23 protein-coding genes, 1 pseudogene and 1 riboswitch are annotated in these 20,445 nt (G+C 63.9%); of the genes and pseudogenes, 7 read left to right on the top strand and 17 right to left on the bottom strand.

What is annotated here, in order from left to right; translation table 11 throughout:
• Positions 1-139: 139 nt before the first annotated feature.
• The 7 genes from RFM40_RS32275 to RFM40_RS32245 are packed head-to-tail and all read right to left on the bottom strand — an operon-like array spanning position 140 to position 6,716.
• The gene (locus RFM40_RS32275; protein WP_320278970.1) at positions 140-727 is read right to left on the bottom strand and encodes an NAD(P)H-dependent oxidoreductase; all 588 of its coding nucleotides are present in this window, start codon (positions 725-727) and stop codon (positions 140-142) included.
• A complete protein-coding gene (locus RFM40_RS32270) occupies positions 727-1,308 on the bottom strand; it encodes an NAD(P)H-dependent oxidoreductase (RefSeq protein ID WP_320278969.1) in 582 nt (193 codons plus the stop codon). The genes RFM40_RS32275 and RFM40_RS32270 overlap by 1 nt, the downstream gene beginning before the upstream one ends.
• Positions 1,308-2,705 carry an FAD-binding oxidoreductase gene (locus RFM40_RS32265; RefSeq protein ID WP_320229926.1) on the bottom strand — a complete coding sequence of 466 codons (1,398 nt, stop codon included), beginning with the start codon at positions 2,703-2,705 and terminating at the stop codon, positions 1,308-1,310. Before RFM40_RS32265 ends, RFM40_RS32270 begins: the two co-directional genes overlap by 1 nt.
• A complete protein-coding gene (locus RFM40_RS32260; protein ID WP_320229911.1) occupies positions 2,705-4,006 on the bottom strand; it encodes a cytosine deaminase in 1,302 nt (433 codons plus the stop codon). Before RFM40_RS32260 ends, RFM40_RS32265 begins: the two co-directional genes overlap by 1 nt.
• 33 nt (positions 4,007-4,039) lie before the next feature.
• A complete protein-coding gene (locus RFM40_RS32255; RefSeq protein ID WP_126099582.1) occupies positions 4,040-4,891 on the bottom strand; it encodes an ABC transporter permease in 852 nt (283 codons plus the stop codon).
• A complete protein-coding gene (locus RFM40_RS32250; RefSeq protein ID WP_320278968.1) occupies positions 4,878-5,696 on the bottom strand; it encodes an ABC transporter ATP-binding protein in 819 nt (272 codons plus the stop codon). Before RFM40_RS32250 ends, RFM40_RS32255 begins: the two co-directional genes overlap by 14 nt.
• 15 nt (positions 5,697-5,711) lie before the next feature.
• A complete protein-coding gene (locus RFM40_RS32245; RefSeq protein WP_320278967.1) occupies positions 5,712-6,716 on the bottom strand; it encodes an ABC transporter substrate-binding protein in 1,005 nt (334 codons plus the stop codon).
• 253 nt (positions 6,717-6,969) lie between these two features.
• On the opposite strand from RFM40_RS32245, the gene RFM40_RS32240 reads away from it, so the two are divergent.
• Positions 6,970-7,353: a RidA family protein gene (locus tag RFM40_RS32240; RefSeq protein ID WP_320229907.1), complete on the top strand. Its 384-nt coding sequence runs from the start codon at positions 6,970-6,972 to the stop codon at positions 7,351-7,353.
• A 61-nt stretch (positions 7,354-7,414) separates the two neighbouring features.
• Positions 7,415-8,212 (top strand): creatininase family protein, encoded by a 798-nt coding sequence (locus RFM40_RS32235; RefSeq protein WP_320278966.1) that lies wholly within the window; start codon positions 7,415-7,417, stop codon positions 8,210-8,212.
• Here RFM40_RS32235 and RFM40_RS32230 read toward each other — a convergent pair.
• Both RFM40_RS32230 and cobD read right to left on the bottom strand, forming a co-directional pair.
• Positions 8,209-8,718: a tyrosine phosphatase family protein gene (locus RFM40_RS32230; RefSeq protein WP_320229905.1), complete on the bottom strand. Its 510-nt coding sequence runs from the start codon at positions 8,716-8,718 to the stop codon at positions 8,209-8,211. The two genes, RFM40_RS32235 and RFM40_RS32230, sit on opposite strands and share 4 nt — an antisense overlap.
• Positions 8,715-9,770, bottom strand: a complete 1,056-nt coding sequence (gene cobD, locus RFM40_RS32225; RefSeq protein WP_320278965.1) for a threonine-phosphate decarboxylase CobD — start codon at positions 9,768-9,770, stop codon at positions 8,715-8,717. Before cobD ends, RFM40_RS32230 begins: the two co-directional genes overlap by 4 nt.
• Between cobD and cbiB the strand changes: the two genes are divergently transcribed.
• Positions 9,769-10,758 carry an adenosylcobinamide-phosphate synthase CbiB gene (cbiB, locus tag RFM40_RS32220; RefSeq protein ID WP_320229903.1) on the top strand — a complete coding sequence of 330 codons (990 nt, stop codon included), beginning with the start codon at positions 9,769-9,771 and terminating at the stop codon, positions 10,756-10,758. The genes cobD and cbiB overlap by 2 nt on opposite strands.
• Before the next feature lie 6 nt (positions 10,759-10,764).
• On the opposite strand, the gene cobO is transcribed toward cbiB, so the two are convergent.
• The 6 genes from cobO to RFM40_RS32190 all read right to left on the bottom strand — a co-directional run bounded on the left by cobO (position 10,765) and on the right by RFM40_RS32190 (position 15,186).
• On the bottom strand, positions 10,765-11,388 hold the full coding sequence (gene cobO / locus RFM40_RS32215; RefSeq protein ID WP_320229902.1) for a cob(I)yrinic acid a,c-diamide adenosyltransferase: 624 nt from the start codon (positions 11,386-11,388) through the stop codon (positions 10,765-10,767).
• Position 11,389: 1 nt separating this feature from the next.
• Complete coding sequence (gene cobU / locus RFM40_RS32210) at positions 11,390-11,911, bottom strand: bifunctional adenosylcobinamide kinase/adenosylcobinamide-phosphate guanylyltransferase (protein WP_320278964.1); 522 nt, start codon at positions 11,909-11,911, stop codon at positions 11,390-11,392.
• Entirely contained in the window at positions 11,904-12,695 is a 792-nt protein-coding gene (locus tag RFM40_RS32205) for a CbtA family protein (RefSeq protein ID WP_320278963.1), read from the bottom strand. The genes cobU and RFM40_RS32205 overlap by 8 nt, the downstream gene beginning before the upstream one ends.
• A 15-nt stretch (positions 12,696-12,710) precedes the next feature.
• Positions 12,711-12,890 carry a CbtB domain-containing protein gene (locus RFM40_RS32200; RefSeq protein WP_095780832.1) on the bottom strand — a complete coding sequence of 60 codons (180 nt, stop codon included), beginning with the start codon at positions 12,888-12,890 and terminating at the stop codon, positions 12,711-12,713.
• 37 nt (positions 12,891-12,927) lie between these two features.
• Positions 12,928-13,127, bottom strand: a riboswitch (cobalamin riboswitch).
• A gap of 71 nt (positions 13,128-13,198) precedes the next feature.
• Complete coding sequence (locus RFM40_RS32195) at positions 13,199-13,885, bottom strand: gamma-glutamylcyclotransferase (RefSeq protein ID WP_320278962.1); 687 nt, start codon at positions 13,883-13,885, stop codon at positions 13,199-13,201.
• 101 nt (positions 13,886-13,986) lie between these two features.
• Entirely contained in the window at positions 13,987-15,186 is a 1,200-nt protein-coding gene (locus tag RFM40_RS32190; RefSeq protein ID WP_320278961.1) for an MFS transporter, read from the bottom strand.
• Between the two features lie 300 nt (positions 15,187-15,486).
• Here RFM40_RS32190 and RFM40_RS32185 point away from each other — a divergent pair, with 300 nt between their 5' ends.
• Complete coding sequence (locus RFM40_RS32185; RefSeq protein WP_320229897.1) at positions 15,487-16,488, top strand: heparan-alpha-glucosaminide N-acetyltransferase; 1,002 nt, start codon at positions 15,487-15,489, stop codon at positions 16,486-16,488.
• Positions 16,485-16,961 carry a methyltransferase family protein gene (locus tag RFM40_RS32180; protein WP_320278960.1) on the top strand — a complete coding sequence of 159 codons (477 nt, stop codon included), beginning with the start codon at positions 16,485-16,487 and terminating at the stop codon, positions 16,959-16,961. The genes RFM40_RS32185 and RFM40_RS32180 overlap by 4 nt, the downstream gene beginning before the upstream one ends.
• Before the next feature lie 97 nt (positions 16,962-17,058).
• On the opposite strand, the gene RFM40_RS32175 is transcribed toward RFM40_RS32180, so the two are convergent.
• Positions 17,059-17,445 carry a MerR family transcriptional regulator gene (locus RFM40_RS32175; RefSeq protein ID WP_040969921.1) on the bottom strand — a complete coding sequence of 129 codons (387 nt, stop codon included), beginning with the start codon at positions 17,443-17,445 and terminating at the stop codon, positions 17,059-17,061.
• Between the two features lie 151 nt (positions 17,446-17,596).
• Positions 17,597-19,015, bottom strand: a complete 1,419-nt coding sequence (gene mgtE / locus RFM40_RS32170) for a magnesium transporter (RefSeq protein WP_320229895.1) — start codon at positions 19,013-19,015, stop codon at positions 17,597-17,599.
• Positions 19,016-19,364: 349 nt separating this feature from the next.
• On the opposite strand from mgtE, the gene RFM40_RS32165 reads away from it, so the two are divergent.
• Positions 19,365-20,036 (top strand): response regulator transcription factor, encoded by a 672-nt coding sequence (locus tag RFM40_RS32165; RefSeq protein ID WP_320229894.1) that lies wholly within the window; start codon positions 19,365-19,367, stop codon positions 20,034-20,036.
• Between the two features lie 120 nt (positions 20,037-20,156).
• A pseudogene (locus tag RFM40_RS32160) lies at positions 20,157-20,445 on the top strand (serine--glyoxylate aminotransferase); the annotation flags it as partial.

The following is a 20,445-nucleotide window of genomic DNA, read 5'->3' as shown; positions in this document are numbered from 1 at the left end:
AGAAGGTGTCGCCGAAGGCGACGGATGAGGGGTGTTCCAGGGAACGCCGACGTCTCACTCCGCTGGAATACCCCTCATCCGTCCCGGCGCTGCGCGCCGATCCACCTTCTCCCACAAGGGGAGAAGGGAAGACCGGCTCTCAAAACCTCTCCAACCTCGCCCTTACCTTCGCCAGAAACGCCGCCCTGCTCTTCGGCGTTGAAGCATCCATCAGATAGTGCGCCAGGAAGAACGTCCGGCAGCGCGTGGCGCAGAGCGCGCGCATGCCGCGCAGGATCGTCTTGCGCCCCGGCTGGCCGACGACGATGCTCCACCAGGTCGGCGCGCCGCAGGTGGTGATGACGCCGACCTTGGTCACATGCGTCATCAGCGACTTGATCCGACCCTTGCCGGCAGGCAGCTTGAAGGCGATGTCGGTCGCCCAGACGCGGTCGAACCAGCCCTTCAGCATCGCCGGCAGGCCGTACCACCAGGTCGGGTAGATGAACAGGATCGCCTCGGCCCACATCAGAAGCTCGAAATGCGGCCTCAGCGCCGGGTCGTCCGGCGCGCGGTCATTGTAGGAGCACCGCTCCTCGCAGCTCATCACAGGATTGAAGTTCTCGGCATAGAGATCGAGCAACCGCACATCCCAGCCTCTCCCCTTCAACACCTCGACGGCGGTGTCGCGGATCGCGGCGCAATAGCTCTCGGGCACCGGATGGCAATAGACCACCAGCACGCGCATCAGAACACGTCCATGCTGGCTGCCACCTTCGCCATGAAGGCTTTGCGCGTCTGGTCGGTGGAAAGGTTCATCGAGTAGTGCGCGAGATAGGAGACGGAAGCGCCCGGCTTGATGGTGGCTCGCAGCATGCGCTTCACCACCTTGCGCGGTGGATCGCCCATCAGCATGGCGCGGAACCGGCTGCCGCCATAGGTGGTGACGGCTGCGAGCTTGCTTATGTTGTGCAGCGTCGGCTGCGCCTTGCCGTCGATGAGCTTGAACGAGACGCCGGGCAGGAAGACGCGGTCGAAAAAGCCTTTCAGGATCGCCGGATAGCCATAGTTCCAGACCGGAAACGACAGCACCAGCGCCTCTGCTTTGCGCAGCCTGCAGACGTAGCCGGCCACCGAATCCTCCGGCCCACGCTGGTCGTGATAGCCAAGCCGCTCGGCGCGCGTCATCCGCGGATCGAAATCCTCGGCATAGAGATCGCAATCGTCGATCGCATGGCCCGCGGCGGAAAGCCGCGCGACGATCGTCTGGTGCAGACCGGCATTGAAGCTGGTCTCCACCGGATGAGCGTAGAGAACGAGGACGTTCATCAGTCCGCTCTTTGCAGCCCCTTGAACAGGAACGACTTGCCCGAGCGGTAGTCATAGTCCGGGTTTTCCCAGGCGATCATCTTGCCGGGATTGAGCAACCCTTGCGGATCGGTCTCGCGCTTGAAAGCGAGCTGGACATCGTCGGTCCGCTTCATGCCGCCCTCTTCCAGCGTGTAGCGGTGCGGATTGAAGATCCAGCAGCCATTGTCCTCGTGGATGCGGATGATCTCGTCGAGCCGCTCTTCCGTGGTGAAGCGGACCAGCGGCAGGCCGGCGGCGCCGATCGCTCCGTCGAAGCGGATGAATTCGAGATGCGCCGGCACCTCGTCGCCGAAACGGTCGACCATCGCCTTGACGTGAGCGAGATGGTCCGGCGACGGGTAGCGCGCCTGCAGATAGGTGATGGTCGGATCGACGCGGATGGCGCGCAACGTCGTGTGGTTCCAGGTCAACTCATAGGCGGGCGGCAGGCCCTTGAGATCAGCCTCCCGGTCTGCGCGGAAGACGATCTCGCCCTTGCCGCTGCGGACGAAGGCGATGAAGGCGTCCATCGCATGCGGCGCGATCATGCAGACCACGATGCTCTGCTCACGCCGGAAGAATTTCTGGTGCCGCCTGAAATAGTCGTAGGGGATTGGCGCCGCGATCGGCGTTATCAGCTTCGCCAATATGCCGTCCTGGATGGCGAGGTCGTTGCCGAAGCCGGCGGCATCCATGAAATCGTCGAAGCCAACTATGACGTCGATCCAGTCATAGGAGGCGGTCAGCGGCATCTCGACTTCGGTGATGATGCCGTTGGTGCCGTAGGCGTGCATGACCTTGAGCACGTCCTCGCCGGTGAGTTCCATGACGCGCGGCTCAGCCTCCATCGTCACGGTCCTCAGCCGGATGACATTGCCGAGATCGCGCAACCCGCCCCAGCGGATCGAGCCGACGCCGCCCGAGCCGCCGGCGACAAAGCCGCCGATAGAGGCCGTGTTGTAGGTGGATGGCGACATGCGCAGTTCCTGCGCGGAATGCGCCCGCGTCGCTCTGTCGATATCGGCCAGCACCGCTCCTGGCCCAGTCACCACGCGTCCCGGTGCGATCGCCTTGACCTCATTCATCTCGGCGAGGTTGAGCACCACACCGCCCGACAATGGCATCGCCTGTCCGTAATTGCCGGTGCCGCTGCCGCGCGGCGTCACCGGCACGCCGTGCCGGTGGCAGGCGGCGAGCACGCGGATCACCTCGGCCTCGTTCTTCGGCGTGACGATCAGGTCGCCGGCGACATGATCGAGTTGCTGCTTGAGCACCGGGCTGTACCAGTAGAAGTCGCGGCTCTTCTGCTGGACGATCGCCGGATGGTCGTCGATCTTCAGCCCGTCGAGGTCGCGCTTCAGCGCTGCGATATCCATCATTCCACCATCAGTTCATCGAGTTCGGCATAGTCGGGCAGCTTACGCTCGATCGCCCTGCCGTCGCGCACGACGATGCGGTCCGATTCGGGCCGCGACAGCAATTCGGTCCAGCTCCGCCCCTTAAAGACGATGAAGTCGGCGCTGCCTCCGGCGGTGAGCGTTCCGGCATCATCGAGCCGCATCACCTCGGCCGGCGTCGCCGCCACCGCCTTCGGCCAGTCGCCGACCGGATGGTCGAGATGCAGGATGCGCGTCGCCATGCGGTAGACTTCCAGCATGTCGAGATCGCCATAGGCATAGAATGGGTCGCGCGTGTTGTCGGAAGCGATAGCCGCCTTGATGCCGCGCGCCTTCATCTCGTGCAGCAGCGTCACGCCGCGCCAGCGCGGCGTCGTGCCGTCGTTGCGCCGGTCCTGCAGATAGAGATTGCACATCGGCAGCGACACCACGGCGAGCCCGGCCTTCGCCACCTTGTCCAGCGTGTCGAGAACATCGAGGTCCGGCTGGCGCGAGAGCGAGCAGCAATGGCCGACCAGAATGTTGCCGCCAAAACCGTTCCACAGTGAGGCCTCGGCGATCTTCTTCAAGGAGATCGCCGCGACGTCGTCGGTCTCGTCGGCGTGGAAATCGAGGTCGAGCCCATGCTTGATCGCTTGCGCAAATACCTGGTCGAGCAGTTCCTCGAGATCGGGCACCATGTAGGTGACGACGCCGAGCACGCCCTTGGCCGCGGCGACGCGCTTGGCCAGCCGTTCGAACCAGGCCTTGTCGCGCACGCCTTCGATGCCGAGCAGGCAGGCAGCCTGCAGTTCGATCCTGCCGCGCCAGGTCTCGCGCATCGTCTCGAACACCGGCCAGGAGATCTCCTCCTGCGGCGGCACGCTGTCGAGATGCGTGCGCAGGGCCTTGGTGCCATGCGCGTAGGCGCAGCGCAGCGAGAAATCCATGCGGCGCGCGACGTCTTCCGCGCTCCAGCGCGCGGCGCGGTCGGCGCCGGTGGCGTTGAGCGCGCCCATGAAAGTGCCGTCGGGATTAGGCTTGCGCGGCCAGATATGGCCCTTGTCGATATGGGTGTGGCAGTCGACGAAGCACGGCAGCACGATGCGGCCGCCGAGGTCGATCGCCCCGGTCGGGGCTGTCGATTTGCCATGCGCGGTGATGCTGGCGATCCTGCCGTCGGCGACGGCGATGTCGGCGAGTGCGAAGCCGTCGCTGTCGAAGGCTGCGGAAAGGCCAGGCGTCAGCGACCGGTGAAGGCGGACGTTGGCGAGGCGGTATGATGCTGAGTCCGGAATCAATTGCCGCTCTCCTGGGTGACGGGACCTACCACCCTAGCGCTCCTGCTTGAGCGCGCTCTCGTGCCAGCGGCGCAGGATGAGATGCGACACCAGCGACAGCACCAGGAAGATCAGGATGCCGGTCAGCGAGATCAGGATCAGCGCCGCGAACAGCCTGGGAGCGTTGAGCCGGTATCCGGCCTCGATGATGCGCGAGGCAAGCCCGGACGATTGCCCTTGCGCGCCGGCGACGAATTCGGCGACGACGGCGCCGATCAGTGACAGGCCGCCAGCGATCTTCAGCCCGCCGAGGAAATAAGGCATCGCCGCCGGCAGGCGCAGATAGCGCAATTGCTGCCAGCGGGTCGCGCCGTTGAGCTTGAACAGGTCGCGCAGATTGCGGTCGACGGAATTCAGCCCAAGCGTTGTGTTGGACAGGATCGGGAAGAAAGCAACGATCCAGGCGCAGAGCAGAAGCTTCGTCGTCTGGTTGTTGATGTAGATGTTGATCAGCGGGAAGATCGCGACGATCGGCGTCACCTGCAGCACGATGGCGAAGGGAAAGAACGACATCTCCACCCATTTCGACTGCGCGAACAGCACCGCCAGTCCGACGCCGCCGATGACGGCAAGCAGCAGGCTGAGGAAGGTGATCCGAAGCGTCACCAGCAGAGACGAGGACAACAGGCCGGCATCGTCATGCAACGTCTGCAACACCACGCCGGGACGCGGCAGGATGTATTGCGGAATCTCGTTCCAGACGCAGATGCGGTCCCACAGCCAGATCGCGAGCACCATGATTGCGAGCGGCAGCACCCATTTGCCGATCCGCTCCAGCCGCTCCTGGCGAACGCGGCGCGCCTCTTCGGGATCGAGCTTGAGGGCGGTGTCTTCAGTGGCCGTCATGATGAGGTCCGGCGGTTGAGTTGATGGCATTGACCAGCACGTCCGAGGCCTGCCGGCAAAGCGCGGCATAGTCGGGCGAGGTCCGGAAGGCCTCGTCGCGCGGATAGGGCGCATCGACCGCGAGCTCGCCGTAAACGCGGCCCGGCCGTGCCGCCATTACGACGACGCGGCTGGACAGGAACACGCTTTCGAACACGCTGTGGGTGACGAAGACGACGGTGAAGCGTTCGTCCTGCCAAAGCTCCAAAAGGTCGTTGTTGAGCTTGAAGCGGGTAATCTCGTCGAGCGCGGCGAAGGGTTCGTCCATCAAAAGGATGCGCGGCCTGGTCACCATGGCCCGCGCGATCGAGACGCGCATCTTCATGCCGCCGGAAAGCTCGCGCGGCACCGCGTTCTCGAAGCGGGTGAGGTGGACGCGCGACAGCATCTCCATGACGGCGGGCTCGGCCCTGGCGCGCGACACGCCTTTGAGCCTCAGCGGCAGCCAGACATTATCGAAGACGCTCGCCCATGGCAGCAGCGTCGGCTCCTGGAAAACGAAGCCGATATTCGCCCGGTCGATCGAGCCGCGCCAGTCGAGCTGGCCGGAGGTCGGCGTCGACAGGCCGGCAATCAGCCTGAGCGCCGTTGACTTGCCGCAGCCCGAGGGACCGAGCAGGCTGAGGAAATCGCCCTCCCGGATCGCCAGGTCGACCTTGCTCAACGCCGTCACGCCGTTGGAAAAGACCTTGCCGACATTGCGCAGCGAAAGCAGCATCGGGCTTTCGCCCGATGCTTGCTTCCGCGCCACTTTCTCCTGGATCATGTCAGGCAGGCCGCCTTACTTCTTCAGCCCCAGCCCGACGCCCTTGTTGATGAAGGCGAGCGTATAGGCCTTCTTGATGTCGATGCCCGGCTGCGCGACCTTGGCTTTGACCATCTTGTCGTAGAAGCTCTGGATGCGCGCGTCGGTCATGGCGCCAATGCCGAGCTTTTCCGTATCGCCGGAATCGACAATGCCGAACTTCTTCAGCTGTTCGATCGAGAAGGCGATCTGCTCATCCGTCATGTCCGGATTGTCCTTCTTGATCATGTCGTTGGCGGCCTTGTTGTCGCCATAGAGGTAGTTGTACCAGCCCTTGGCCGAGCCATCGACGAAGCACTGCACCACCTCCGGCCGTTTGTCGATCGTGTCCTGCATCACCTCGATGGTCGTGGCATAAGTATCCCAGCCATTGTCGGCGAGCAGGAACTGGTTCGGCACGAAGCCGCCCTGCTTCTGCACGGCGAAGGGCTCCGACGTCACATAACCCTGCTGGATTGACTTCTTGTTGGCGATGAAGGGCGCCGGATTGAACGTATAGGGCACGCGCTTGGCGGCGTCGAAGCCGAGATCAGTCACCATCCACTGGAAGAAGGTCTGCGCGCCCTCGTCGCCGAGGATGTACTGGTCGGCGTTCTTGAGGTCCTCCCATTTATCCAGCCCCTGCCCCGGTTGGGACATGATGACCTGCGGGTCCTTCTGGAAATCGGCGGCGACGACGCGCATCGGAATGCCCTGCTGCACGGCATCGAAGGCCGAGAGCAGGTTGCCGCCCATGTAGAAATCGATCTTGCCGGCAAGCAGCATCGGCCGGCCGCTGACCTGCGGGCCGCCCTGCATGATGGTGACGTCGAGGCCGCAGGCAGCATAGGTGCCGTCGGCGATCGCCTGGTAGTAGCCGCCGTGTTCCGGCTCTGCCAGCCAGTTGGTGCCGAAGGTCACTTTCTCGTTGGCCGCGGCGCCCAGCGTGCTGGCAGCAAGCAGCGCGATCGCACCCGCCAGGATCTTTTCTTTTCCGTGCATAAACATCACCCTCTCTTGGCTCCGGCGCGCTGCGCGCTGGGCTCGACACCATTTGTTCAAGAAGCAAGACACATGCCACCGCCTTGGCCGCCTGCTTGCGCGGCAGTCATTGCCGAGACCGGACGGGTCATGCTGTAAGGAAGTCATCGTGCCTATTTTTTGGACGCCTGTCCACAATCGCCCGGGTGGCATGCACCGCATCTTGAAGGTTTCGTGAATCCGGCCTTAGTCTGCCTGCGGACAGGAGAATGCCATGCTCAAATACCTCGCCCCCCAATCGATCAAGCCGCCCTTTGCCCGCTATAGCCACGGCGTTGAAATTCCAGCGGGAAAGCGCATTGTCCTGTGCTCGGGCCAGTTGGGCATAGCCCCGGATGACACCGTCCCCGAGGATGCCGGCGCGCAAACGGAGCTCTGCTTCAAGAACATTGCCGCGATTCTCAGTGAAGCCGGACTGACGCTGAACGATGTCGTGCGCATCAACGCCTTCGTCACCGATCGCGCGCATTTGCAGGCCTATATGGACGTTCGCAACCGGCTGTTTTCCGATCCGGCGCCGGCCTCGACGCTTATGATCGTCTCCGGCTTCGCTCGCCCGGAATTCAAGGTCGAGGTGGAGGTGCTCGCGGCCGGCTGATGGTTGCCCACGACCGCCAGGCGTCTTAGATCATCCCAATGAGGCCAATCGGGAGACGAAAGTGACGACAAGACGTGTGTGGTGGGGCGACTACCGGACGACCGAATACGCCTCGATCGACGCAGAAGCGACCATCGCCGTGCTGCCGGTGGCGGCGATCGAGCAGCATGGCCCTCACCTTCCTGTCTCGACCGACACCTCGATCATGATGGGCATGCTGGAGGCGGTGATCGCCCGCCTGCCCGACGAGCTCGACATCCGCATCCTGCCGATCCAGGCGGTCGGCAAGTCGAACGAGCACCTGCATGCGCCTGGGACACTTACCTTGCCGGCCACCACCCTCGTCGATGCCTGGACTGAGCTTGGCCTGTCTGTCGCGCGTGCCGGGGTCAGGAAGCTTATCGTCGTCAACTCGCATGGCGGCAATGAGGAAATCATGGGCATCATCACGCGCGAACTGCGCGTGCGCGCAAAAATGCTGGCGGTGAAGACGAGCTGGCAGCGCTTCGGCCGTCCAGCCGGCATGTATACGGAGCTCGAGGACCGCCACGGCATCCATGGCGGCGATGTCGAGACCTCGCTGATGCTGCACTTCCGGCCGGATCTCGTCGACATGGGCAAGGCCGACAATTTCGTCTCCAATGTCGGCCGCGCCGAAAAGGAATTCGCCCTGCTGCGCCACACCGGCACGCATGCCTTCGCCTGGATCGCCAGCGACCTCAATGCCAACGGTGTGGTCGGCGACGCCAGCATCGCCACGGCGGAAAAAGGCCGGCTGACCGCCGAGCATCAGGCCGACGGCTTTATCAGCCTGGTCAGGGATGTTCGTAAGGCGAAGCTTGCCGACTGGCTGCTTTAAGCCTGTATATCCAGCTCGAAGGGCGTCCCTTCAAATGCGTCGGCGCCGCGCCCGATCGCTTCGATCGCCGCAATCATGCGGCCGTCGCGTCCTAGCAAGGTGTCGGCGACGGCGATCAGCCGGGAATTGGGCGTTGCTGACGGCGAGAGGAAGCGCAGGGTCTTGGCCAGTTCCACCTCGTCGCGCTTGGGCGCCAGCGCCGCCGCGATGATATAGGCGGACGCCGTCGAGCGGCTGATGCCGGCATAGCAGTGCACGACCATCGGCTTGGCCCTGTCCCAGCGATAGGCGAAGTCGAGAAGCGCGCGCACATGCTCTTCGCCCGGCATGGTCATGCCGTCCTGCGCGACGGCGATGTCATGCATGACAAGATGCAGATGGTTTTCCGCCAGGATGGAAGCCGGGCGGACAACCTCGGTGCCCGCCGCAAGCAGCGACAGCAGCCGCTCGGCGCCAGTCCTCGCCACGGTCTCTTCAATCTTCGACAGCGGGCAGACATGGATCATCGCACGATCTCCTTCACCGCATCGTCGCGCCGCGAGGCCCAGGCCGCAAGCGCGCTTTCGAGGCGCTGCCATTCGGCCTCGCTGCCCGGCAGGCCGGCCCGCAAGATATGTGGCCGGCCGGCAAAATGGCGCAGCAGGATGCCGCGCTCGCCAAGTGCCGAAAACAGGCCTGTAGCATCAGGGACAGACAGATAGCGGAACAAAGTGGTGCCGCCGGCGACCGGCACGCCAAACTTGCTGAACAGAGCGTCGAGTCGCCCGGCATCTTCAGCGAGACGCCTGCGCATGGCGGCTTGCCATTCTGTGTCGGAGAGCCCGCGAATGCCATATTCGAGCGCTGGGCCGGCAACAGCCCAGGGCCCTAGCTGCGCATCCAGCCGCTCGACCGTCAGTCGATCGGTCAGCGCGAAGCCGAGCCGCACACCGGCGAGCCCGAAGAACTTGCCGAAGGAGCGCAGCACCACGATGCCGCCCTGGCCGACATCGCCAGCCAGACTTTGCTCGGTTGGCCCGACATCCATGAAAGCTTCGTCGACGACCAGCAGGCCGCCCTTGGCGCGAAGCCGCGCGGCAAGGTCGAGCAGGCGATCCCTTTCGACCACTCGCCCATCCGGATTGTTCGGATTGACCATCACCGCAAGGTCGGCATCCGCCAGGGCATCGAAATCGTCCACCTCCGCCGCCGCATGGCCCGCGATTGCGGCAGCTCTGGCATGCTCTGCATAGGTCGGGCCGAGCACCAGCGCCTTGCCCGGCCTCACCAGCGAGGCGACGCGCGGCAGGAGGATCTGCGTGCCGGGCGCAGCCGCGACATGCGCCGCCGACGGCGCGCCGTAGGTCCTGGCCGCAATTTCGGCCAATTCGCGCAGTCGTTCCGATTCCGGCAATCGCGACAGGGCGGTGGCGGCCACGTCGAAAAGCGGGTAGGAGTGCGGATTGATACCTGTCGAAAGATCGACGAAAGGCCGTGGCGCGTGGGGGAAGAGCGCGCTCGCCCGGCCAAGGGATCCGCCGTGATCCACCGCAGCAATCGCTCCATCAAGAAGCTTCATGTCGATCCTGATCGCTTTCCTGTCACTTGCCGTTGAACGTACCCTTGGCTATCCGGACTGGCTATTTAACGCCATCGGCCATCCCGTCACCTGGATCGGCAGGCTGATATCCTTTCTCGATCGCAGTCTCAACCGCGCCACCGATTCCGACGAATTGCGTCGCCGCCGCGGCGTCCAGGCTTTGTTGATCATCGTGCTCGTGCCGGCCCTCATCGGACTGACGCTACATGTTCTGCTCTGGCTGATCTTCCCGTCCGGCCTCGTCATTGCCGCTATCCTCGGCTCCTCGCTGCTGTCGCAGAAGAGCCTTGCCGAGCATGTCGAGGACGTCGCCGATGCGCTGGAGACCGGCGGCCTGACGCTCGGCCGCATCGCCGTTTCGCGTATCGTCGGCCGCGACCCCGACAAGCTCGACAAGGCAGGCGTCGCTCGCGCCGCGATTGAAAGCCTGGCCGAGAATTTCTCCGACGGCATCGTCGCGCCAGCCTTCTGGACCGGCATCGGCGGGCTGGCGGGAGGTGCCGCCTACAAAGCCGCCAACACCGCCGATTCGATGATCGGCCACCGCACGCCGAAACACGAGGCTTTCGGCCGCGCCGCGGCCCTATTCGATGACAGGATCAATCTGCCGGCTTCGCGGCTCACCGGCCTGCTGATCGTGCTCGCGGCCTTCCTGGTCAAAGGCGCCGATCCTCGCAGCGCCTGGCAAGTGATGCGCCGCGACGCCAGGAAACACCGCTCGCCCAATGCCGGCTGGCCGGAAGCCGCCATGGCCGGCGCCCTGGGTCTCGCCCTGGCCGGGCCGCGCAGCTATGGCGGCGAGATGGTCGAGGACGCCTTCATGGGCGAAGGTGGCCGGCGCGAGGCCGAGAGCACGGACATAAGGCAAGCGCTGAAGCTCTACCGCGTCGCCGACGGACTGCTGATCGGCCTGTTTGGCATCTTGTCGGCGATCGTGATCTACCTGACCATCCTGATTGCCGGCTAACGCGCCTTAGAATTCGATCCCCTGCTGCGCCTTAACGCCCGCAGAGAAGTGGTGCTTGGTCAGACCCATCTCGGTGACGAGGTCGGCTGCCTCGACGAGCAGCGGCTTGGCATTGCGGCCGGTAACGATGACGTGCAGGCCCTCGCGGCGGGCCTTTAGCGCCGCGACCACCTTTTCAAGGTCGAGATAGTCGTAGCGCAGCGCGATGTTGAGCTCGTCGAGCACCACGAGGCTGATCGACGGGTCGGCCATCAACTCGAGCGCCTTGGCCCAGGCGGCTTCGGCGGCGGCGATATCGCGCTTGAGGTCCTGCGTCTCCCAGGTAAAGCCCTCGCCCATCGCATGCCAGACGACGCGGTCGCCGAAAGCGGCAAAGGCGTCCTTCTCGCCGGTATGCCATTTGCCCTTGATGAACTGGACGACGCCAATGCGCTTGCCATAGCCGAGCATCCTCAGCGCAAGCCCGAATGCAGCCGTGGTCTTGCCCTTGCCCGGCCCCGTGTTGACGATCAGCAGGCCCTTCTCGATCGTCTTGCCCGCCACCTCGGCATCCTGCACCGCCTTGCGCTTGGCCATCTTGACGCGATGGCGTTCGGCGTCCCTGTCTTCGCTGGAGTTGTCGTCAGCCATGTCACTTCACCTTGAGCGGCAGCCCCGCCACCATCATCAACACGCTGTCGGCGACGGCCGCGACCTGCTGGTTGAGCCGGCCTGCCGCGTCACGGAACCGGCGCGCCAGCGCATTGTCCGGCACGATGCCGAGCCCGACTTCGTTCGACACCACGAACCAGGGCCCGCGCGGGCGCGACAGGATATCCGTGAGCCGCCGGCATTCGGCCTCGATGTCATGCTCCGCCAGCACATGATTGGTCAGCCACAATGTCAGGCAATCGATCAGCACCGGCTGGTGCTCGGGCAAGGCCTCGATCGCGGCGACCAGATCGAGTGGCGCATCGACGGTGACCCAGCCTTCGCCGCGACGCGAGCAATGCAGCGCGATGCGCTCGCGCATCTCGTCGTCATAGGCCTGCGCTGTGGCTATATAGGTCCAGGGCGACGGGCCTGCCGTCGCCAGGGTTTCGGCATGCGCGCTCTTTCCGGAGCGCGCACCGCCGATGATGAGGGTCAGACGACCCTTGGCACGATCAGGCAAAGCTGTCGCGCAGGCTGGTCGCCGTGCCGGTGAAGCGGCCGCGCACCACGCCGACGACGGCACCCAGCACCAGCCAGAACACCAGGTCGGTGACCGTCACCGCCACCACGAACTGATGATGCAGCCCTTCCGGAATTGCCGTCTCGAAGCTGTCGGGCTGCGGCGCGCCGACGATATGCGGCGCAACGATCAGCACGACCGCTAGGATCGCCAGCGGCGACTTGCGGAAGGCGATCAATCCGAGACCGATCGCGGTTGCCGCCACTGTCGACACCCACCAGATCTGGCGCGGCAGCAGCTCGGCCGCCGGCATTGCCGGCAGTTCGGGCGGCAGGCCGAGCCCGGGCGCCAGCGTGAACACGGCAAAGCCGGCGAGGCCCCAGAACACGCCCTGGCGCCAGTTGCCGATACCGCCGGCAAATTCGGAGACCGCGACCAGGATTAGCGCGAAGCCTATGCCCGTGACGACGTTGGCGACGACGTTGAAGGCGAAGCGCTCGAAGCCGTCGGCCGGCGCCCAGTCCTCGTCCTCGGCCGGAGCCGCCGCTTCCGTCGGCGCCGGAGCAGCGCTGCTCATCGTATTGTCCGCCGGAGCAGCCGAGCTCATCGCATAGTTGTCTGAGGTCGCGGCATGGTCATGGTGATGGCCGTCACCCGCCTTTTCATAGACTTCCGCCTTGAGGATCAGCGGCACAGTCGCGTAGGCCTGCATGCAGGCGAGCACGATGCCCGCCACGAGCCCCGCGATCGCCGCGATGAACACGACGTTGCGAAACAGGTTCATGATGTCGGACCTAGCTTAGTGGCAGGGAAAAGCCATCGAGTGGCGATAGTCATGGGCAGCGTTGTGGACCGCATCGATATGCGAGAAGCCGACAAAACCGACGACGAAAATGCCGAGCAGCGCGGCCAAGGCCAACTGCATGATGCGCGACTGCGAGGAGACGGAGGCGCCGAGAGAGACGGAAGCGGTATTCATGTCTTGTCCTTTCGCCCTCCACCCGAGGGCATCGAAGTCAACTTTCCCGTCGCCGGCAGGTCTCCTGGCTCGCGGATCCGCGCCCTTCCCCACCTTCCCGAGGAAAAATCCTCAGTGGTTTATGGAGAGGACTACCGCACACAGTTGCGGGGGCAGCCACGGCTTTGGGCAAAAAAGTCCACCCTCACCGCATTCCCTCTTGGCTCCAAAAACGGAACCGACGACATCGGCGACTATAGGCAGAATCGACGCGCCCGGCAAACCAAATTCCGCCACCTCAGAGCGCGATTGCGGCACGCAGTGGCGTGCTAGGAGCCGGCAATCCTTTCAGCGACAAGCTGCTGCAATCGCCACAAATGGGCGTCGTGGATGCCGCGCGCTTCGAGATTCTTGACGGTGTTGTAGAGATAGTCGGCGCCCGAACCCCAATGGCCGCAGGACGTCGCCAGCCTTTCGACCACCTCCTCTTCGCCGAGCGGGCCGGCATAGGTCGTGCCCTTGCGATTGATGACGAAGGCGAGCGCTTTCAACGACCCTTTGTCGGTTGCAAGCTGCAGGAGGCGGGGGTGGTAGCTGGTCGGCTTCAGCGTCATCTCGCGGCGGAAAAGCTTGTCCAGCGCCTGCCGGCGCTCGCCACCGTTCAGGCGGAAAGCAACACCCTTGCATTGGCCGCCACGATCCAGCGCCATCATCAGACCCGGACTCTGTTTGGTACCGCGCCAGCGCGTCATCTTCATGCAGAAGGAGCGATGCCAGCCGCGCGCCATAGCGACGCGCTCCTCGACATGCTCGATTTCAGGCTTCCAGATCAGCGAGCCATAGCCGAACAGCCACAGCGGTTCGGTCGCGGGAAGCTCAGCCTCGAATACATCCAGCATCGCTTCATAGTCGCTGTCCGCGAGATGCTCCGCATCAGGGTCGGGCCCTGGGTCCTCGACCGCGCGAAAACAGCGGGCGACCAGCTCCTCGGTCAGCGACATCGTTCTTGCAGGCATGCGGTGCACCTTCGGCGGCCGGCGAATCCACTGGCGATGGCGAACCGAGCTTAGGTTTCTCGCGCAAGCGCCACAATGCGGAAGACCAGCCCGGTCGCTGATCAAAAAGATTTCGGCAGATAGCGCCAGGTGAAGAAGCCGCAAAAGGCGGCCAGTATGCCGAGCGTGACGAACACCGAGCCGAGGCCGAAGAAGGTCAGCACCACCGAATAGACGAGCGGCGGCGTCAGCTCGGAAAAGTCGAGGTAGGTGCGGTAGACCGCCGCCATCTGCGCCTTTTCGTAAGAGCGCACCGAACGCATGAAGGCGGTGGAACCCAGCGCGTCGAGCGCGATGGTGAAGAGCGCGCCGCAAAGCAGGAAGACGGCGGTGAGCAGCGGCGCGGCTGCGCCGACACCGCCCGCCGCAATCAGCATGGCCGACATCGCGAAATAGGCGAAGGTCATGGTCCGCCGGCCGCCGAAGCGCTTTCCCGCCCTGCCCCAGAAGATCGCCATGAACAACAGCGCATTGCCGGCCGAGACCAGCAGCCCGCCGGCAAGCTTGCCCTCGCCGGTGATCACCATGAACAGCGGGCCATAGACGAAGAAGGTGGTCCAGAAGCAGGAGCGGCCGAAGGCGATCAGCCAGGCAAGCCGCAACCGCGGCTGCGTGATGAAGCGGCCGATATTGGCGAGTGGGTTGGCCGGCCGGCTCTTGCCGGGGCGGATCGATGGGTTGTCGCCCAGCCGGTAGGTCCAGAACAGCGCGAGCAGCGCCAGCGCGAAGACCACGACCGCGCCATGCGCGGCATAGATGCCGAAGCGCGTATAGAGAAAGATGCCGAGCGTCGGCCCGCCGGTCCAGGCAAACATCGACCACGCCATGCGCAGCGACTCTGCCTGCATGAACTCGGTCTTGCGGATGTGGTCCATGATATAGAGGTTGAGCGTGATCGACAGCGCGCTCGCGCCCATGACGCGGCAGAGCATGCCGGCCAACTGCCCCGGCAGCGTGTGAGTGACAAAGAAAACCGAACCGAGCGCCAGCATCAGGCAGCCGGCCGTATAGATCCAACGTCGGGCGAAGCGGCGGATCAGCATCGGCATGAACAGCGTCACCGAAAGCCCGAGCAGCGACACGATTGTGTAGAGGATAGAGACGATCTGCTCGTTGTGCAGGATCTCGTAGGCCTGGATCGGGATGACGCTGGAAATCGTGGCGCGGGCGAAGGATTCGACCGCGTAGAGCGAGGCGAAGGTGCGCGCGTCTGCCGGCCGCAGCGCCGGAAGCCAGATCGGATGGCGCACATGGGTGGACATCGGCCCTCCGAAAAGTGAATCGCTCGCCAAATCTGGCCGGACCAGCGGTCAGCCAGTAGCAGGAAACCGACTCCGAGAAGCCGAAAAGCGAAGCCGGTCAAAGGCTTTCCCCCGCTGGCCTAAAGCGCGTCGCGCTGAAACGGATTCAGGCGACGCGCTTTAGGCCTTTGTTTTGGTGCATGGCGTTGACATGCATTTAAGCGGCTTGTCGTGCCGTCGGAATCGCCGCTGCCGATCCACCCTCTGTTGTTCGCCCGAACCGTGATAGTCGTTTGGCAGGACTGAATCGGATGCGAGATCATGAGCCTTCAGACGACGAGCGAAGCCGTTCGGGACGCGCCGAAGCACAGTCGCATCGTCGCCATCGATATCCTGCGCGGCATCGCGCTGATCGCCATGGCGAGCTACCACTTCACCTGGGACCTCGAAAACTTCGGCTACACCGCGCCCGGCCTGACCGCCTTCGGCTGGTGGAAGCTCTATGCGCGCTGCATCGCCTCGACCTTCCTGTTCCTGGTCGGTGTCAGCCTGTTCCTTGCGCATGGCCGCCAGGTCCGCTGGCCGAGCTTCTGGAAGCGTTTTGGCATGGTCGCGGTAGCGGCGATCGCCATCTCGGTCGTCACCTACATCGCCACCCCGGACGGCTTCATCTTCTTCGGCATCCTGCATGAGATCGCGCTGGCGAGCCTGCTCGGCCTTGCCTTCCTGCGGTTGCCGGCGCTGCTGACAGCAATCGTCGCAGCGGCCGTGATTGCGGCGCCATACTATCTGCGGTCAGAATTCTTCGACCATCCGGCCCTGTGGTGGGTTGGGCTGTCGGCGACCAACCCGCGCTCCAACGACTACGTGCCGCTGTTTCCATGGTTCGGCGCGGTGCTTGCCGGCATCGCGGTCGTCAAGCTCGCCTCCGCTTCCGGCCTGCTTGCCCGGCTGGGGAACTGGATGCCGGGCCGCTGGTCCAGTCCGCTTGTTTTTATCGGCCGGCACAGCCTCGCCTTCTACCTCATCCACCAGCCGGTGCTTTTCGGCTCGGTCTGGCTGCTTTCGCAGGCTATTCCCGCCCCTCCGCAAGACAAGGATGCCGGCTTCCTGAAAGCCTGCCAGACATCCTGCGAGCAGCAGCAGGACACGAAGTTCTGTTCCAGCTATTGTGGCTGCATGCTGGACACGCTGAAGGGCGAAGGGTCTCTCGACAAGCTCTACAGCAACGACCAGACCGAGATCTGGAAATCGCATCTTGCGGATCTCGCGAGCACCTGCACCGCGGCGACCGAAAGCAAGATGGAGGGAGGACAACAATGACCGGCACCCAGCCAAAGCATGGGATCATCCCCTGGCCGCCCGTGATCTATGTCGTGGCGATCGCGCTAAGTGTCGTTCTTGGCATGCTCTACCCGCTGCCCTGGATCGGCGGTATCTTCGGCGACATCCTGGTCGGCGCCGGCTGGGTGGCGCTCTTCGGCGTCGCCGCGCTCTGGGTCACGGCGATCCGCACCATGGTGCGCGCCAAGACGACGCTCAATCCCAATGCCGAGCCCGACCATCTGGTGACGTCAGGACCCTTCGGCATCACCCGCAACCCGATGTATCTCGCCAATACGCTGCTCTTGATCGGCGTGTCCTTCATAACCGGCATCGCCTGGTTCCTGCTCTTCGCCTTCCTCGCCGCCTTCGCGACGCAGAAGCTGGCGATCGAGAAGGAGGAAAGAATGCTGGCGGCGAAGTTCGGCAAGAAATACCGCGACTATTGCAAGCGCGTGCGGCGCTGGATTTGAGGCTGCATCCACAACGAAGATTGCTGGGTGCGAGCAGGCCGCATACCTCGGCGATTAGCAGAAGCATCCGCGACGCCGCTTCGCGGCTGTCAGCGGGCTAGGTATTCACGCCCAGCTCCGCCAGCCGCTCCACGCAGGACTCCTCGGCCTGGTCGAGCTCGGCAAGCGTCTCCTCGAGATCGCGCCGCTTCTGGCGCAGGTCCTCGCGCTTTTCCTCGATGCGCTTGATCATCAGCTTGAGCTGGCCCACCTCGCCGGGCGGCTCCTTGTACATCTGAATGATTTCGCGGATCTCGGCGATCGAGAAGCCAAGGCGCTTTCCGCGCATGATCTGACGGATGAGATGCCGGTCGGACGGGCGAAACAGCCGTGTGCGGCCGCGCCTTATCGGCTGCACCAGCCCTTCGTCCTCGTAGAACCGCAGCGTCCGCGTCGACACGTCGAACTCGCGCGTCAGCTCGGTGATCGTGTAATATTCCCGCATTCTCGCTCCCACGCCCAACGTCCAGGCATCGCCACGCAGAAGCGTCGCCCTTTCTCCGATCAAACCCCATCTATGCCGGAATCGGCACATGACCCCGGCGGCAACGTCGCACGGCATTTACGTAAAAGTCAATTGACGGCGACCTACTGTTTTAGCGAATGCTGAACCACCAGGTGGCCAGCCCAAGGAAGGCAAAAAAGCCGACGACATCGGTGACCGTGGTGACGAAGACGGCCGAGGCCACCGCCGGATCGATCTTGAAGCGGTCGAGCACCAGTGGGATGAGAATTCCGGCCAGTGCCGCGGCGAACATGTTGATGATCATTGCGGCCGCGATGATGCCGCCCAGGTTGGGGTCGTGGAACCAGAGCCCGGCGACCGTCCCGATCAGCACCGCAAACACCATGCCGTTGATGAAGCCGACGCCCAGCTCGCGGCGGATGATGCGGGCGGCGTTGTAGATGTCGAGATCCCTTGTCGCCAGCGCCCGCACGGTGACGGTCATGGTCTGTGAGCCGGCATTGCCACCCATGCCGGCCACGATCGGCATCAGCACCGCGAGCGCCACGATGTGCTCGATCGTGCGGTCGAACAGGCCGATCACCGATGCCGCCAGGAATGCCGTGACGAGATTGACGAGAAGCCAGGGCACACGCGAACGCGAGGTCGCCAGCACGGTATCGGAGAGCTCTTCGTCGCCGACGCCGCCCATGCGCAGAAGGTCTTCCTCCGCTTCCTGCTGGATGACGTCGACTACGTCGTCGATGGTGAGCACGCCGACCAGCCGGTCGTTCTCGTCGACCACCGCGGCCGAGAGCAGGTCGTACTGCTCGAACTCCCGCGCCGCCTCTTCCTGGTCCATGGTGGCCGGGATGGCGTGCCGCGTCTCATGCATCACGTCCTCGACCTTCACCGCGCGCTTGGTGCGCAGGATCTGGTCGAGGTCTATGGCGCCGAGCAGCTTGAAGCTCGGGTCGATGACGAAGATCTGGCTGAAGCGGTCGGGAAGGTTCTTGTCCTCGCGCATGTAGTCGATGGTCTGGCCGATCGTCCAGAACGGCGGCACGGCAACGAACTCCGTCTGCATGCGCCGGCCGGCTGTCTCTTCCGGATAGTCGAGCGAGCGCCTCAGCCTGATGCGTTCGGTGAAGGGCAGTTGCGAGAGTATCTCTTCCTGGTCTTCCCGGTCGAGATCCTCGAGGATGTAGACGGCGTCGTCGGAATCGAGTTCCTGCACCGCCTGCGCGATCTGCGCGTTGGGCAGGTTGTCGACGATGTCGAGGCGGATCGCCTCGTCGACCTCGGTCAGCGCGGAGAAGTCGAAATCGGAACCGAGCAGCTCGACCAGGGCCCGGCGCTGTTCGGGGTGCAGCGCCTCGATGAGGTCGCCCAGTTCCGACTGGTGCAGGTCGTCGACTTCGCGCTTGAGGGTGAGCGTATCGCGGTCGGCGATCGCCGCGCCGATCTGGGCAAGGAAGGAGGAACGGACGGCGCCGTCCTCGCCATAGATGTCGGCGTGGTGTTCCTCGGCGGCCCTGGCGCCGGTCGTTTCTGTGTCCTGGCCTTCCACCAGCGCCTCCAGCCAACAGGAATCCGGAAAGGGTGCGAAATCAGGTCTAGAACATGATTCCCGAAAGTGGAAACCGCATTTCGGGAAAATCCGATGCCAATGCGGCAGATAGGGCCGTCACGCGATTCGTCTTGCGAAATCGTTGCTCTAGCATACGGAATATTCAGCGAAATATTCTCCGCGACGCCTTCGGCGCGACCTGACAACAGAGCAATTGCCGGCTTCAGCCGGCGCGACAGCGCATGTCGCTGCGGAAAGAGCGCCCCTTGGCGATTGGGGCAGAATTGTCATGACGCAGGTCCACGGGGACCGGCAACTGCATAAAGATCGACAGGACAATCGGCAGGCCTTGAACCTCAAGTCCCGGAAAACGAACGAAGCAGTTGGCTCGAGGCGCGTACGCGTTGTCGTGGCCGAGCGCAATCCGCTCGTTGTGTCGGCGCTGCGTGAGATGCTGGAATGCGACGGCCGTTTCGAGCTCTTGAGTTCGGTGCAGAGCGGCAAGCAATTCCTCGAACTGGCGGCGAGCACCAAATTCGACGTCGCCATTATCGGCTGGAAGCTCGCCGACATGGACGGCGCCGACATCCTGGCGGAAGTCCAGAACCGCAAGCTCGACCTGCGCATCACGGTCTTTTCCAACGACCACGACATCGGCATCCTGAAGCAGTGCGTGCGGCTCGGCGCCCAGGGCTACTGCTTCCAGTTCGACGATCCGCCGATCATCTTCGAGACGATCCTGGCGGTCGCGCACGGGCGGATCTGCATCCCCTATATCGACATCAACAAGGTCAACGACACGCCGCTCTCGCAGCTCACCGTGCGCGAGCGCGAGCTGCTTGCGGTGCTGTCCGATGGCTGGACCAATCTCCAGATCGCGACCCGGACCGGGATCTCGGAGAACACGGTGAAGTACCACCTCAAGAATCTCTACGACAAGCTTGACGTGCGCAACCGCGCCATGGCTGTCGCGCTCTATGCGAACGAGAAGCGCCGCACCTCCAAACCGCCTATCGGGTAGGCAGCTCGGGTAGGTCTGCCCTACCCGGGCGCGGCGACAACTTACCCGGCAAGGTGTTGCTGCCCGGCGCCCTCGCAACGAAACTTCCTCCATCATCAAACGAGCGGAGGAATTTCGCGCATGGCTGGGTTCACCCATCTTTTCATCCCAGGACCCACCAACATTCCCGAAGAGGTCCGGCAGGCCATGAACCTGCCGATGGAGGACATGCGCGCCGCCTCCTTTCCCAATCTGACGTTGCCGCTGTTCGAGGACATCAAGCGGGTGTTCAAGAACGAGACCGGCCGCGTCTTCATCTATCCCTCGTCGGGCACCGGCGCCTGGGAGGCGGCGATGACCAACGTGCTCAGCCCCGGCGATAAGGTGCTGATGTCGCGCTTCGGCCAGTTCTCGCATCTGTGGGTCGACA

It is taken from the genome of Mesorhizobium captivum, from assembly GCF_033977165.1.
Taxonomy (GTDB): Bacteria; Pseudomonadota; Alphaproteobacteria; order Rhizobiales; family Rhizobiaceae; genus Mesorhizobium; species Mesorhizobium captivum.
The sequence above is the reverse complement of the archived record's forward strand: the minus strand, read 5'-3'. Positions and strand labels throughout refer to the sequence as shown.